At 73.7% G+C, this 14,770-nt stretch carries 12 protein-coding genes; 7 read left to right on the forward strand and 5 right to left on the reverse strand.

The genetic code is table 11. The features are described from left to right. From HCN56_RS16950 to HCN56_RS16975, 6 genes are all read left to right on the forward strand, one after another. Positions 1-1,233 (forward strand): PP2C family protein-serine/threonine phosphatase (locus HCN56_RS16950; RefSeq protein WP_167972048.1); only part of this gene is annotated, 1,233 nt, incomplete at its 5' end. Between the two features lie 17 nt (positions 1,234-1,250). Further along, positions 1,251-2,594, forward strand: coding sequence for a vWA domain-containing protein (locus tag HCN56_RS16955; protein WP_167972050.1), 1,344 nt, complete (start codon positions 1,251-1,253; stop codon positions 2,592-2,594). A gap of 20 nt (positions 2,595-2,614) precedes the next feature. Continuing rightward, on the forward strand, positions 2,615-3,514 hold the full coding sequence (locus HCN56_RS16960; protein WP_167972052.1) for an FHA domain-containing protein: 900 nt from the start codon (positions 2,615-2,617) through the stop codon (positions 3,512-3,514). Positions 3,515-3,653: 139 nt separating this feature from the next. After that, complete coding sequence (locus HCN56_RS16965) at positions 3,654-4,382, forward strand: ABC transporter ATP-binding protein (RefSeq protein WP_167972054.1); 729 nt, start codon at positions 3,654-3,656, stop codon at positions 4,380-4,382. Positions 4,383-4,408: 26 nt separating this feature from the next. Further along, the gene (locus HCN56_RS16970) at positions 4,409-5,443 is read left to right on the forward strand and encodes an ABC transporter permease (RefSeq protein ID WP_209312849.1); all 1,035 of its coding nucleotides are present in this window, start codon (positions 4,409-4,411) and stop codon (positions 5,441-5,443) included. A 186-nt stretch (positions 5,444-5,629) separates the two neighbouring features. After that, on the forward strand, positions 5,630-6,034 hold the full coding sequence (locus HCN56_RS16975; RefSeq protein ID WP_167972057.1) for a globin: 405 nt from the start codon (positions 5,630-5,632) through the stop codon (positions 6,032-6,034). 296 nt (positions 6,035-6,330) lie between these two features. Here HCN56_RS16975 and HCN56_RS16980 read toward each other — a convergent pair whose 3' ends face one another. From HCN56_RS16980 to ettA, 3 genes are all read right to left on the reverse strand, one after another. Continuing rightward, a complete protein-coding gene (locus tag HCN56_RS16980; RefSeq protein WP_167972059.1) occupies positions 6,331-7,137 on the reverse strand; it encodes a DUF8185 domain-containing protein in 807 nt (268 codons plus the stop codon). A gap of 167 nt (positions 7,138-7,304) precedes the next feature. After that, positions 7,305-7,748 (reverse strand): acyl-CoA thioesterase, encoded by a 444-nt coding sequence (locus HCN56_RS16985; protein WP_167972060.1) that lies wholly within the window; start codon positions 7,746-7,748, stop codon positions 7,305-7,307. 1 nt (position 7,749) lies between these two features. Beyond that, the gene (ettA, locus tag HCN56_RS16990; protein ID WP_167972062.1) at positions 7,750-9,414 is read right to left on the reverse strand and encodes an energy-dependent translational throttle protein EttA; all 1,665 of its coding nucleotides are present in this window, start codon (positions 9,412-9,414) and stop codon (positions 7,750-7,752) included. A 443-nt stretch (positions 9,415-9,857) separates the two neighbouring features. Here ettA and HCN56_RS16995 point away from each other — a divergent pair, with 443 nt between their 5' ends. After that, positions 9,858-10,094, forward strand: coding sequence for a hypothetical protein (locus HCN56_RS16995; protein ID WP_312871272.1), 237 nt, complete (start codon positions 9,858-9,860; stop codon positions 10,092-10,094). A 160-nt stretch (positions 10,095-10,254) separates the two neighbouring features. On the opposite strand, the gene HCN56_RS17000 is transcribed toward HCN56_RS16995, so the two are convergent. Both HCN56_RS17000 and HCN56_RS17010 read right to left on the reverse strand, forming a co-directional pair. Continuing rightward, positions 10,255-11,670, reverse strand: coding sequence for a thioester domain-containing protein (locus tag HCN56_RS17000; RefSeq protein WP_167972064.1), 1,416 nt, complete (start codon positions 11,668-11,670; stop codon positions 10,255-10,257). Positions 11,671-12,629: 959 nt separating this feature from the next. Continuing rightward, on the reverse strand, positions 12,630-14,486 hold the full coding sequence (locus HCN56_RS17010) for a GTPase (RefSeq protein WP_312871273.1): 1,857 nt from the start codon (positions 14,484-14,486) through the stop codon (positions 12,630-12,632). Positions 14,487-14,770: the final 284 nt, after the last annotated feature.

The raw sequence follows: 14,770 nt of genomic DNA on the forward strand, positions 1-14,770 counted from the left end.
CCGCCCGCCGCTCCGCCGGTGGCCGCGCCGCCCTCCGCGCCCGTCGCGCCGGCGACCCCGTCGGCCCCTGCGGCGCGGGAGGGTTCCGCTGAGCCGTCGTCCGCCCCGGCCCCCGGAGCTGCCCTCGCGGCAGCTGCCGCACCGCCCGCCCCCGCGGCCGCCGCCACCGGTACGTCGCCGGGCAGCGCGTCCACCGGCTCGGAACCGTCCTCCCCTGCCAGTGCCCCGGGCCCGGGCAGCGGGTCCACAGCCGAGGCCGCTCCGGTCGACCCGCGCGTCCCCGCCGGCGGATCGGCGCAGCCGCCCGGACCGCCCACCGAGCCGCCCCGCTCGGGCGGCGGCGACAACGGCCGGGACCACGTCGAGCGGTCGCTCGCCGGGGTCGCGGGCGTCAGCGACGTGGGGCTGCGCCACCACCGCAACGAGGACGCCTTCTCGCTGTCGACGTCGGTCCTGCCCGACGGGACGCCGGCCGTCATCGCGGTGGTCTGCGACGGCGTCTCGTCCTCGACCCGCCCCGACGAGGCGTCCGAGGCCGCGGCCGAGGCGGCGGGCGGCTCGCTCGCCACTGCGCTCGCCCGCGGGACCGAGGGCCGGCGGGCGATGCACGACGCCCTGCTGGCCGCAGGCGAAGCGGTCAACGCCCTCGCCCGCCAGGAACGCATCCCCGGCCGCAACGCCCCCGCCTGCACCCTGGTGAGCGCGGTCACGACCGGCGGCGAGCTCACCGTCGGCTGGGTCGGCGACAGCCGGGCGTACTGGCTGCCGTTGGAGGGCAACGCCCACCCGATCCGGCTGACCGAGGACGACTCCTGGGCGGCCCAGATGGTGAAGGCAGGGCTGATGTCGGAGGAGGAGGCGATGAAGGACCGGCGCGCCCACGCGATCACGGCGTGGCTCGGGGCGGACAACCCCGAGCTCGAACCGCACACGGCGTCCTTCCAGCCCGACCACCCCGGCGTCGTGGTGGTCTGCACCGACGGGTTGTGGAACTACGCGGACTCCGCAGAGGAGATGGCCGCCAAGGTGCCGGGCGACGCCCGGACCTCACCGCTGCCGAGCGCCCAGCACCTGGTCCGGTACGCGCTGGACTCCGGCGGGCACGACAACGTGACCGTCGCCGTCATCCCCTTCCCCACCCCGGGCGCTGCGCCGAGCGGGGAACGTGACCGGACGGCCGGCCGCGCTCCGGTGCCGCCCACCGAGACGCAGTACGTCGCCAGACCGGACTGAGCGGAAGGACAGCAGTGATGGCGGAACGGCCGCCGCCGGGCCACCACGCCGGCCGGACGCCGCGGTTCGCGGTGGAGGTGCACCACAACGAGCACCTCCACCGCGACGCGGACGAACTCCACGCGGTGGTGACCGTCACCTCGTCGGCCGTGCCGGCGCCGCCCGCGGCGGCGGCCGGGCGGCCCGACACCGCCGTCGTGGTGATGGTGGACTGCTCGGGGTCGATGAACTACCCGCCCGACAAACTGGCCGCCGCCCGGGAGGCGACCGCCGCCGCGGTCGACGCGCTCCCGGACGGCGTCGCGTTCGCCCTCGTTCGCGGCACCCACCGCGCGGCCGAGATCCACCCCGGCGGCGGCAGGACCGCCACCGCGACACCCGCCGGCCGGGCCGCGGCCAAGGCCGCGCTGGCGTCGCTGACGGCATCCGGCGGTACGGCGCTGGGGAGTTGGCTGACACTCGCCGACGCGCTCCTCGCCGGCAGCGGCGCCCGGATGCGGCACGCGGTCCTGCTGACCGACGGCCGCAACGAGCACGAGTCGCCGGAGCGGCTGGACGCGGTGCTGGACCACTGCGCGGGGCGCTTCACCTGCGACGCCCGCGGCATCGGCACCGACTGGGAGGTCGCCGAACTGCGCGGGATCGCGTCCCGCCTGCTGGGGACGGCCGACATCGTCGCCGAACCCGCCGCGCTCGCCGCGGACTTCGCAGCGATGATCCGGGCGGCGACCGGCCGGGGCGTCTCCGGTGTCGCGCTGCGGCTGTGGACGCCGGGCGGTGTGGAGCCCGTCTTCGTCAAACAGGTCGCGCCCGCGGTGGCGGACCTCACCGGCCGCCGTGCCGACGCCGGGCCGGGCGCCGGTGACTACCCGACCGGCTCGTGGGGCGTGGAGTCGCGCGACTACCACCTGTGCCTGCGCGTACCGGCGGGAGACGTCGGCCAGGACCTCCTCGCCGGCCGGGTGTCCCTCGTCACACACGACCCACGCGGCGCGACCGTCACACTCGGCACCGGGGACATCCGGGCGGTGCGGACCGCGGCGAGCGCGGCGCGGACCGCCGTGAACGCCCATGTCGCCCACTACACGGGGCAGTCGCACCTCGCGGCGGCGATCGAGGAGGGGCTCGACCTGCGGCACCGCGGCGACGAGCGCGGCGCCACCGCGCGGCTGGGCGCCGCGGTCCGGCTGGCGCACCGTTCCGGGAACGCCGAAACGGCCCGACTGCTCGCGAAGGTGGTGGACGTGGAGGACGCCGTCAGCGGTACTGTTCGACTCAAGGCGACGGTGTCCGACGCCGATGAGATGACCCTCGCGACCCGGTCCGACCGGACCGTCCGGACTCTCCGGGGAACGAGATGACCAGAGGTGGAGGCACGCTCATGCCGACATGCCCGAACGGCCACCAGTCGATGGCCGACGACTGGTGCGCGGTCTGCGGTCACCGCATGCAGCCGACCGCGGGCGGACCTCCTCCCGGTCCCGGCTACCCGGCCCCGCCCGCGCCCCCGGCCCCCGGGCCCCCGCCGCCGGGCGCGACCGCGCACACCGAGATGTGCCCGCGCTGCCACACCCCCCGCACCTCCCCCGGGCCCTACTGCGAGGAGTGCCGGTACAACTTCGCGACGAGCCGGGCCACCGCCCACCTGCCGCCGCAGTCCGGCCACGGCGCTCCCCCGCCCGGCTACCCCGCCCCGCCCGCGCCGCCCTTCCCGCAGCCGGGCTACCCACCGCCCGAGCCGCCGCAGCACGGCGCCCCGCGGTCGGAGCCGACCGGCGACTGGATGCTGCCGCCGCCGACCGTGCCTCCCCCGCCGCCACCGGGCCCGCCGCCCTCGGCCGACCCCCGCGCGGGCGGCTACGGCGGCACGGTCGGCGGCGGCTGGATGGTGACCATAGGCCCGGACCACGAGTACTTCGCCGCGATGATGCACCGTTCCGGCCCGGAGGCGGCGCAGTTGTCGCTGCCCTCCTACGCCCCGGAGCAGCAGGTCCGCCTCGCGGGCCGGCAGATGACGATCGGCCGCCGCCGCCAGTCCAGCGGTGCGACCCCCGACATCGACCTCGGCCGCGCCCCGGAGGACCCGGGCGTCTCCCACCAGCACGCCGTCCTCGTGCAGCAGCCCGACGGCAGTTGGGCGGTGGTGGACCAGGACTCCACCAACGGCACGACGGTCAACGGCTCCGAGGAGCCGATCCAGCCCTTCGTCCCCGTCCCGCTCTCCGAGGGCGACCGCGTCCACGTCGGGGCCTGGACGACGCTCCGCGTGCACCGCGGCTGAAGCTGCCGCCCGCCGGCGGCAACCCCGCGGCCGGGCGCCGGGACCGCGGCAGCATCGTGCCGCGGCCCCGGCGCGCGTTGACATGATCGTGACCCTCCGGGCCGGGGAACGGGCCGCTGCGCCGTCCTAGGATCGGCCCATGACCACGTCAGCGATCAAGGCCGAGGGACTGCGCAAGCGCTACGGGGACGTCCAAGCGGTGGACGGCGTCTCCCTCCAGGTCGAGACCGGCGAGTTCTACGGCATCCTCGGGCCCAACGGCGCGGGGAAGACGACGACGATGGAGATCGTCGAGGGGCTCCGCCAACCCGACGAGGGCAGGGCCCTGCTGCTGGGCGAGTCGTCCTGGCCGCGCAACACCGCGTTGCTGCGCCGCATCGGGGTCCAGCTGCAGGCGTCCGCGTTCTTCGAGAAGCTCACCGCCCGCGAGCAGATCCGCAGCTTCGCGTCGTTCTACGGCGTCTCCGACGCGCGCGCCGACGCGATGCTGGAGTCGGTGGGCCTCACCGACAAGGCCAACGTGCAGGACGACCGCCTCTCCGGCGGCCAGGCGCAGCGGCTGTCCATCGCGTGCGCGCTGGTGCACGACCCGGAGCTGGTCTTCCTCGACGAGCCGACCACCGGGCTCGACCCGCAGGCCCGCAGGAACCTGTGGGACCTGCTGCGCGGCATCAACGAGGAGGGCCGCACCGTGGTGCTCACCACGCACTACATGGACGAGGCCGAGACGCTGTGCGACCGGGTCGCCGTCATGGACCGGGGGAAGGTGCTGCGCGTCGGCCAGCCGCGGCAGCTGATCGAGGAGCTGGGCGTGGACAACCTGGAGCACGTCTTCCTCTCGCTGACCGGACGGGAGTACCGCGAGTGAGAACGCTGTGGAGTCTTTCCCGGGTCATGGTCCTGGGCATGGTCCGGGACCGCACGGCGGTCTTCTTCATGCTGCTGTTCCCGCTGATGTTCCTGCTGCTGTTCGGTGCCCTGTTCCAGAGCGACGGCAGCAGCCGGGTGACGGTCGCGCAGGTGGGCCCCGTCGAGGTGCTGGACTCCCTCGGCGAGGAGCAGCTGGCGGCGCTCGACGAGAGCCTGCGGCTGGAGCGGGTCGGCGACCGGGAGCAGGCGCTGGAGGACGTGCGCCAGGGCGACCTCGACGGCGCCGTCTGGGAGGAGAACGGCGAGGTCTCGCTGTTCGTCTCCGCCGCGGGGCAGGCCAACTCCGGTGTCGTCACCGGGCTGGTCAACGGCCTGGTGCAGGAGGCGAACGTCGCGGCGACCGGGCAGGAGCCCGCCTATCGCGTCACCACCGGGCAGGTCGAGGACGAGTCGGTCAAACCGATCCAGTTCCTCGCCCCCGGTCTGCTGGGCTGGGCGATCGCCATGGGTGCCAGCTTCATGTCGGCCCTCACCCTGGTCAACTGGCGCAAGAAGCGGCTGTTGCGCCGGTTGTGGCTGGCGCCGATCAGGCCGGCCCACGTCGTCGGCGCGCGCGTCGGCGTCAGCGTGGCCCTGTCGATGGTGCAGCTCGTCGTCTTCCTCGGTGTCGCCGTCATCCCCTTCTACGGCCTGCAGCTCACCGGCAGCTGGTGGCTGGCGATCCCGCTGGTCGTCTGCGGCACCCTCGCCTTCATGTCGGTGGGACTGGTGATCGGCGCCTGGGCCAAGACCGAGGAGGCCGCCAACGGGGCGCTCCAGGTCGTCATCATGCCGATGGCGTTCCTCTCGGGCTCGTTCTTCCCCACCGACAACATGCCCGGCTGGCTCAACGCCGTCGCCCAGGCGCTGCCCCTGAAGCACCTGAACGAAGCGATGATGTCCGTGCTCTCGCGTGGCGGAGGTCTGTCGGACGCCCTCCCGGCCATGGGCATCCTGCTGCTGTTCGCCGCGGTGCTGACGGCGGTGGCCGCCAAGCTCTTCCGGTGGGACAACGCCTGACGGGCGGCGCCGGTGCCCCGCCGCACCGGCGCGCGGTGGTGCGGCGGGTGGCGCGGCGATGACCGCGCGCCTCCGTCGCGCCCGGCACCCGCCAGGGCCGACCGGCCCGCTCCGCGAGGCCGGTCGACGGGGCTTCTCATGACCTACGCCCGGGGTCCTCGGCCGCCCGTCTGAGACCATGGGGGGGTGACTCAGATCCCGCACGGCAAGCTGGAGACCACCACCTTCTACGAGCAGGTGGGTGGCGAGGAGACGTTCCGGCGGCTGGTCCGGCGGTTCTACGAGGGCGTCGCCGGCGACCCGGTGCTGCGGCCGATGTACCCCGAGGAGGATCTCGGGCCCGCCGAGGACCGTTTCGCGCTGTTCCTCATGCAGTACTGGGGCGGCCCGCGCACCTACAGCGAGAACCGCGGCCACCCGCGACTGCGCATGCGCCACAACCCGTTCCGCGTGGACCGCGAGGCGCACGACGCATGGCTGCGCCACATGCGCGACGCCGTCGACTCCCTCGACCTCTCGCCGCACCACGAGAAGCAGCTGTGGGACTACATGGTCTACGCGGCCGCTTCCATGATCAACACCCCGGACTGACCCGGGACCGCCCCGGCCGCCCCGGCCGCTCCGGGCGGACGACCGCGGTCGGGCACCCGCCGCGGGCAGGCCCCGTACGCACCGCGAACCGATCGCGTGCGGATGGATCGTGTGCGGGCCGCGAATCGCCGGTGCCGGACGTGCGGGGCTCACCTCGGCCCGCCGCCCCGGCGCCGGACAGCCGCGAGGCCCAGCCCCCGGCCGTTCCCGCGGAAACCGCCGCCCCGTGGGCACGGTCCTGAACAGGGGTCCCCCGTGACCCCCCGGGCACGGCGGCGGCACCGGAAGCTGCGCCGTCAGAGCGGGGTGAGACTCAGCCCTCCCCGGCCCGCGACACGTACCGCGGTCGAGCCGTGCGGGGTGCGCAGGCGAAGCCACGCGCCCGCTGCGAGCACCGGCACCGGCACCTCGTCGGGCGCCAGGTCCGCGACCGGCTGCAGGAAGCCGAGGGCGTGTGCCGCGTGAACGGCGCGGAGGGGCAGCCCGGTTCCGGGGAGCGGCCGGTTCCAGATCTCGTCGGCGAGGGCGTCGAGCGCCGCCCGGGTACGTTCGGCGTCGCGCAGCGCCTCGCTGCGGGAGCGGAACTCGGCGACCACCGCGGCGGCCTCGGCCCGTACCTCCGCCAACGAGGGTTCCGCGACGCGACGCCACTGGCCGCGCGGCGGAAGAACGCCCGCCCAGGACGGCCCGGTAACCGGCGGCGGAACGGCAAGGCTCGCGGCGCGCTCGTCGATGGAGTCCAGCAACTGGCCGGCGGAGACCGTGGCGTCGAGCTCCGCCGGACCACCGGCGGACACGCCGGCTCCGGCGGGCTGCACCGCGCCGGAGCTCTGCGCCGCACCGCGCCCGCCGGCGGGCGCGGGTCCTCCGGTGCCGGGCGCCCCGGGCTGCACCGCCGCTGCCGCGGCTGTGCCCGCCGAGGCGAGCCTGCTGGTGCGCACCGCCAGCACCTCGAAACGGGCGGGACGGCTGAACGCCGCGAGGACCCCGTCACCGGAGGCGCGCAGCCGGACCGCGGCGGCCCGGTCCCATTTGAGCTGTCGGGTCAGGAAGGCCGCGAGGCCGGCGGCGTCGGTCTGGTCCGCGAGACTCAGCCTGGTCATGCCGTTGGTCGTCCTCAGGTCGGTTCGGGGTGGTCAACGGATCGTACGCATACCCCGCACGCCCGCACGAGGCCACCGTCCGGGCTCCGTGACACGGGGCCTGTGGGCAGGCACCGCGATGCCCCGCCGGCAGGGCCGGCGGGGCATCGGGGAAAGCGGACGCGGGGTCAGTTCCCGGTGCCGGACGAGGCGGCCCGGTCGTCGTAGTACTCCGCCAGAAGATCCCGTTCGGCACGGGTCAGCCGACGGGGCCGCTGCCCCTTGAGGTCGAACGGCACGATGACGGTGGACGCCCGCACGTAGCAGGTGTCGCCGTCGGTCACCTCGTAGCCGAAGGTGGCCGACGCCGCACCTATCTTGTTCACCCAGATGTCTATGGCGACCGGCTCGTGCCGGTGCACCAGCGGCCTGAGGTAGTCGATCTCGTGCCGCGCCACCACGGAGCCCCCGGTGAAGGGCTCCCCGTCGGCCCCCGAGCCGACCTCACGGGCGAGCCGCCACATGAAGTCGATCCGGGCCTCCTCCAGGTAGCGGAGGAAGACGACGTTGTTGACGTGGCCGAAGGCGTCCATGTCGGACCACCGCAGCGGGCAGCTGAAGGTGTGACGCACGTCAGCCCCGCGTCAGCTTCTTGTAGGAGGCGCGGTGCGGGCGGGCGGCGTCCGGGCCGAGGCGCTCGATCTTGTTCTTCTCGTAGGACTCGAAGTTGCCCTCGAACCAGAACCACTGCGAGTCGCCCTCGTACGCGAGGATGTGCGTCGCGACCCGGTCCAGGAACCACCGGTCGTGGGAGACCACCACGGCGCAGCCCGGGAACTCCAGCAGCGCGTTCTCCAGCGAGGAGAGCGTCTCCACGTCGAGGTCGTTGGTGGGCTCGTCGAGGAGGAGCAGGTTGCCGCCCTGCTTCAGGGTGAGCGCGAGGTTCAGCCGGTTGCGCTCGCCGCCGGAGAGGACACCGGCCGGCTTCTGCTGGTCCGGGCCCTTGAAACCGAAGGCGCTGACGTAGGCGCGCGAGGGCATCTCGACGTGGCCGACGTTGATGTAGTCCAGCTCGTCGGAGACCACGGCCCACAGCGACTTCTTGGGGTCGATGTTGGAGCGGTTCTGGTCGACGTAGGAGATCTTGACCGTCTCGCCGGTCTTGATCGAACCGCTGTCGGGCTCCTCCAGCCCCTGGATCATCTTGAACAGCGTCGTCTTGCCGGCGCCGTTCGGGCCGATCACGCCGACGATGCCGTTGCGGGGCAGGGTGAAGGAGAGGTCGTCGATGAGCAGCTTCTCGCCGAAGCCCTTGCCGAGGTGCTCGACCTCGACGACGACGTTGCCCAGGCGCGGGCCCGGCGGGATCTGGATCTCCTCGAAGTCCAGCTTCCGCATCTTGTCGGCCTCGGCGGCCATCTCCTCGTAGCGGGCCAGGCGCGCCTTCGACTTGGCCTGGCGGCCCTTGGCGTTGGAGCGGACCCACTCCAGCTCGTCCTTGAGCCGCTTCTGACGCTTGGCGTCCTTCTGCCCCTCGACCTTCAGACGGGTCTGCTTGGTCTCGAGGTACTTGGAGTAGTTGCCCTCGTAGCCGTGAGCGCGGCCGCGGTCCAGCTCCATGATCCACTCGGCGACGTTGTCCAGGAAGTACCGGTCGTGGGTGATGGCCACGACGGTGCCCGGGTACTTGGCCAGGTGCTGCTCCAACCACTGCACGGACTCGGCGTCCAGGTGGTTGGTGGGCTCGTCGAGGAGCAGCAGGTCGGGGGCCTCCAGCAGCAGCTTGCAGAGCGCGACGCGGCGCTTCTCACCGCCGGAGAGGTTGACGACGGGCCAGTCGCCGGGCGGGCAGCCCAGCGCGTCCATGGCCTGCTCCAGCTGCGCGTCGAGGTCCCAGGCGTTCGAGTGGTCGAGCTTCTCCTGGAGCTTGCCCATCTCCTCCATCAGCTCGTCGGTGTACTCGGTCGCCATCTGCTCGGCGATCTCGTTGAACCGGTCGAGCTGGCCCTTGGTCTCGGCGACGCCCTCCTGGACGTTCTCCAGCACCGTCTTGGTCTCGTCGAGCGGGGGCTCCTGGAGGAGGATGCCCACGGTGGCGCCGGGCGCGAGGAAGGCGTCGCCGTTGGACGGCTGCTCCAGGCCGGCCATGATCTTCAGCACGGTGGACTTGCCGGCTCCGTTGGGACCCACGACGCCGATCTTCGCGCCGGGCAGGAACGCCAGCGTGACATCGTCGAGGATCACCTTGTCGCCGTGCGCCTTGCGTGCCTTGCGCATGGTGTAGATGTACTCAGCCAAGAGATACCGTCCGGCAATCGAAGAAGTGACGTGGGGATCGGGCCCCATCCTGCCGCATGGCGGCCCCGGGGCGGAAATGCGGACGCCTCCCACCGGCCGACTTCGCCGCCGCCCGGTGTCACGGGGGCGGACGGGGCGGGAGTGCGGCGGAGCCCGGTCGGCCGGTGTGCGGCGGCCGGGCGCGCCCCCGTCGACGGGCGCACGACACGGCACGGGGCCGCCGGTGGCGACCGAGCCGGTGCCGGGGCCGCCACTGCGGGCCGCGCCGCGACCGCCCACGGCACCGGCTCGGCTGCGCGGCCGATGGAGTGGCGGTCGGCGGCAGACGGCCGAAGCGCGGGTGCGGCGGCTCCGTCGCGGTCGGAGGCTGGGAGCACCGAACCACCCTTGGAGGCGGAATGATCGTGCGGATGCTCCATGAGCGGGGCCTACGGAGTGAGTAGGTGTACTGCGCGGCCTCGGCCTCCGTGGGCCTGTCGGTCGCGAGCTGGTTCCTGTCGCGGAAGGCCGAGGGGAGGGCGGGCCGGGCGCGCGCGGACCGCTGGGGAATCTTCGTCGGCGAGTGGGCGCCGACGCTCTTCGGCCTCGGCATCGCGCTGTCGCAGTACGAACGGGACGAGCTGCACCTGGCGGAGGTGTTCGCGGAGGACGAGCCGGAGGGCACCGCCGGCCTTGCCTGACCCCTCCCGCTGACCGGCGGCCGGGGCGGCTCACGCCGTCCGCGTGCCACCCCGCACAGAGCCGCACCCGGCCCGCACCGCCCGTTGGGCGGTGCGGAACCGGGTGCGGTTCCGTTCACGACTCGGTCAGGGCGGATCGGCCCTCACCGCTGCGCGGGTGTCAGGCCTTGGCCTTCTTGCGGAAGAAGAGGACCGCTGCGCCGCCGGCCACCAGCAGGGCGATGGCGATACCGGCGATCATGCCGACGTTGTTGCTGCTGCCGGTCTCGGCGAGGTTGGGCTCCTCGCTGTCACCGTCGGGGGTGGGCTCGTTGGTGCCGGGCTCCTCCTCGTCGGTGACCTCCTCCGGGCCTTCGCCCTCGGAGTCGCTTTGGCAGTCGAGGACGCCCTCGAAGCGCTCGATCTCGGTGGTGCCGTCCTCGTCGAAGACCACGATCTCGTAGGCCTGCTTGTTCTCGACCGGGACGGTGATGGTGCCGGACTCGCCCGGGGCGACGACGAGCTGCTGGCCGTCGAGCTCGAAGCTGTAGTCCTGGCCGCCGTTGTTGGTGACGGTCACGGCGACGCCGCCGGCGACGCAATCCTCCGAGGCGGTGACGCTCGGGAGCGGCTCCTCGGTCTCGGCCTCGGCCCAGTTGGCGGAGGCGCCGGCGTTCACCGAGGACTCGGTGGAGCCGGCGAGGATCATGGTCTGGGTCTTGGTGTTGATGCCGGTGAAGACGCGACCGACGGAGACCGGGGTGCTGACGCTGGCGGTCAGGGAAGCCTGGCCGGGGGCGGCGTCGGCCGGGATGTCGAAGAAGAGCTCCGTGCCGTCGGCGACGGAGGTGCCGTCGACGATGTTGCCGGCGCCGTCGACGACGCTGACGCCCTGGGAGGCGGCGTCAGGGGCGGTGGTCACGGTGGCACCGGAAGCGCTGGTGCGGACGGTGACCGGGCCGGCCTTCTGACCGGCCAGCGCGCCGACCTGGTTGGGCTCCAGCGAGAGGGAGGGAACCTCGGGCTCACCGACGACCTCGGCGGCGCCGCGCAGCCAGTCGGCCAGCTTCTCGGCGTCCTTGTTGGTGGGCGTCGCGTCGACGTTGTCGGAGAAGTGCCAGATGGCGGCCTGGGTGCCGGCGGCGGCCTGCTCGGCGGTCAGCGAGTTCGCGCCGGCCTTCTCGGCGAGCCCGGCCAGGTCGTCGACCTGGGGGTACGAGTTCTGCAGAATCCAGTGGATCTTGCCGGCCTGCTCAGGCTTCTCGGCGAGCGAGGAGTTGCCCCAGCCGGTCTCCTGGTAGTTGTGGTTCGTCTTCGCGTCGGTGCCGAAGTCGATGCAGTACGTCTTGATCGTGCCGCCACCGTGGACATCCATGGTGAACAGGCCGGCCTTGAAGGTACCGCCGCGGTGCGCGACCTTGACGGTGTCCCACGTCTCCAGCTCCTTGAGGGTGGCGGTGGCACCGCCGGACCTCGGGGCATTGTCCTCGTCCGCCGCGGCGGTACCGGCGGTGGCGAGCGCGCCACCGGCGAACAGCGCCGTGGCGACCGCTGTCGCCGCGAGGCGGGCAACCAGCCGCCTGCGTACAGAAATCATGTATGTCCCCTCCACGACAGGGCACGGAGTCACGGCCGCAACTCTTTGGGCAGGCCGGTCAGTACACCCGTGCGTACGCCGGGATCGTAGAGAGCCGATCTTTTGATGTCCCCCTGGTGCCGGGCGATCACGCGCACCGAGGTCCAATCGTTACCAACGCCTGGTCAGAAAAGCGTATATATCTGGCTCCTGCGTACGCAGGCCACTCCTGTGAGCACCGCCCCGCGCCGGGCGCGGGCGACGGGCTCGGGCCGCTCGGCGGAAGACCGAGACGCCGTGGGCCAGGTTGTGCCCGATGGAGACCGCTTCGACGTGCGCGCAGGTACCGGACGCAGCCGCCTTTCCGGGGTCCCCCGCCGTCCCCCTACCCGCTGTCGCGGCACAGATTCCCGGTGGCAACCGCAACCGTCCGTGAACCACCAGTGGCTCACCGCACACCACCGACTCCAGCACGTTCACCGCCAGCTCCCGGCGGGCCCAGACGGTGTAGCCGCTGACCCAACGGTCACGCCAGGCTCCTTGTTCCAGGTCGTACCGACGCTCCGCCACATCCATCCGGAAACACACCACGCGCGCCCCTCGCGGGGTGGTCCGTCGTTCCACCGCCGAGGAGGCGTGTCCCGTCAGAGTCGTCCAGGTCTCGTTCATGCCCGCAGCATGCCGCCCGTCGGCGCCCCGCCGCTCGGGGCTGTGGACAACTCGGCGGCTGTGGACAACTTCCTCACTCTCGCGGGTGACGCAGGGCTCCACCCCTTCCCCCGGCCCGCCGGTCCTCCTAACGTCGGTGGCACACGACGGACAGCCGGCACGACCACACCCCGCACGGGAAGCGGGGTGGCGCACCACCGCTCCACGCGAACTGCGGAGCGAAGGGGCCCGAACGAGGCCCGCCCGGGTGAGCACGCCCCGGGCCACGAGAGACCGGGGGCCGTCCCGGCGGAAGCCACCGCCGGGACGAGTCAGCGGGGTTCGCCCCCCGCCGCGGCGACGAACTGCTCCCGCACCTCCCGGTACCGCAGCAGCTCGGCCGCGACAGGCTCGAGCACCAGCGAGCGACCACAGCCGGCAGCGACCCTCCGCAGCCGCTCCTCCTCCCGCTGCCCCCACGCGCGAGCCGGCCCGCGCGACGCCACCCGGCAGGCCCAGGCGAGCAGCGGCGCCCCCAGCGACCCACCGATCAGCAGCCCTGCCGGCAGCCAGCCGGCAGCCACCGGGTAGCCGAAAGCGGCTGTCAACAGCCAGCACATGCCGAGCAGCTGTGCGGTCATCAGCAGTGCCTGCCCCACGATGGCGACCGTCCACCAGGCCGGGCGGGCGGGCCCCGGCCGGACCGCTGCCTCCGGACCGAACCCCGGCCGGGCCGCGAGAGCCGCTTCCAGCGCGGCGGGCAGCCGCTCCGCTCCCCGCCAGGCCGCGTCGCGAACCGCCTTGGCCCACGGGCCGGGGAGTTCGGTGGCGGCGGTGGCCGCCACGGTCCGCACCGCCTCGGCGATCACCGGGCGGGACACCACGGGAGGCTCCCCGAGCCGGCCGGCGCGAGCGCTCAGCGCGGGAGGCTCGCCCCGCCTGCTCGCCCTGCGGTCGGCGATGCGCTTGGTCAGCTGTGCCCAGGGCGTGCCGCAGGCGCGCTCTGACCGCCGCAGCCAGCCGCGTTCCGCCGCCCGGCCGGCGGCGGGCGCACCGACGGCGTGGGCCAGGCGCTCCTCGAACTCCTCGCGCGCCTGCGGGGTCAGCCCGGTGGGGGCCTGCACGCTGTCCGCGACGCACACCGGGCGCAGCCGGCGGGTGACGCCGTCGAGGTCGGCGCCCAGCCGCCGTGCGGCGGCGGTGCGGGTCCGGACGAGCTCACCGATGGTCTGGCGGAGGTCGGGGACCCCTTCGCCGGTCAGCGCCGAGACGGCGAGCACCGCGGCGCCGGGTTCGCCGTGCTCGCCGAGAGCGATGCCGCGGTCGTCCAGCAGCCCCCGCAAGTCGTCCATGATCGCCTCGGCCGCGTCGGCGGGCAGCCGGTCGATCTGGTTGAGCACCATCACGGTGACCTCGGCGTGTCCGGCGAACGCGCGCAGATAGCGCTCGTGCAGCACCGCGTCGGCGTACTTCTCCGGGTCGACCACCCAGATGACGGCGTCGACGAGGGCGAGTAGCCGGTCGACCTGTTCGCGGTGCTCGGAGGCGACGGAGTCGTAGTCCGGCAGGTCCAGCAGTACCAGCCCGTGGAGGCCGGGGTCGACCAGATGGGCTCGGCGGCGGGACCGCACGGGGACGCCGAGTCGGTCGAGGAGCCCTTCGGCCCGGCTGGAGCGGCCGGCCTCCCAGGTGCAGGAGACGGCGGTGGCCGTGGTGGGACGGCGGACCCCGGCCTCGGAGAGCTGTGCGCCGGCGAGTGCGTTGAAGAGCGTGGACTTGCCGCTGCCGGTGGCCCCGGCAACCGCGACCGTGGTGCAGGCACGCGGGAGGCGGGTGCGGCTGTCGGCCTCGTCGAGGAGCCGGCCGGCCTCCGCCAGGGCCGAGGCGTCCAGTCGGGTGCGGGAGAGGCCGACGAGTTCCTTGAGCGCGGTGAGGCGGTCGGCGAGTTCGTGGTCGGCGCGGGTCGGGGGCGTGTCCTCCGTCGGCGCCGGCCCGGGGCGGGCGGGTGCCGGGACGGAGATGACGGGTTCCGGCTCGGGGACGAACTCCTCGCCGTAGGCGTCCACGCGGGAGGACGTCCGCTGCTCGGGGGGCGGCGGCGCCTCCACGACGCGTGCCCGGCGGGCGATCACTCCGTCGTCCCAGTTCTCGACCCGTCGGGGTGTGGCTTCGGGGGTGTCCTCGTCCACGGTGTTCTCCTCGTGCTGCCGGTGGTCGATGGGGTGGCGGGTGTCTCGGTCACCCGTGCCGGGCGTGCGCGGTGCGCTGCGGCGGCTGTCGCGGAAGGGGCAGTTCTGGTGTCGCCTCGCCGGCGTGAGCCGGGAGGCCGGGGTGCTGGGGCGCTCGGCGGCCGGGCCTCGCGGGTGGCGGGCTACGGCCTCGGCCGGTCTGCGGGGGTGGCGGGCCAGTCGCGCCGGGTGTCGAGCCCGGGTTGTCGGGGTGGTCGGAGGGTCCCGCCGCCGGCGGGGGGGGG

The organism is Streptomyces lonarensis (genome assembly GCF_012033735.1).
Classification (GTDB): Bacteria; Actinomycetota; Actinomycetes; order Streptomycetales; family Streptomycetaceae; genus Streptomyces; species Streptomyces lonarensis.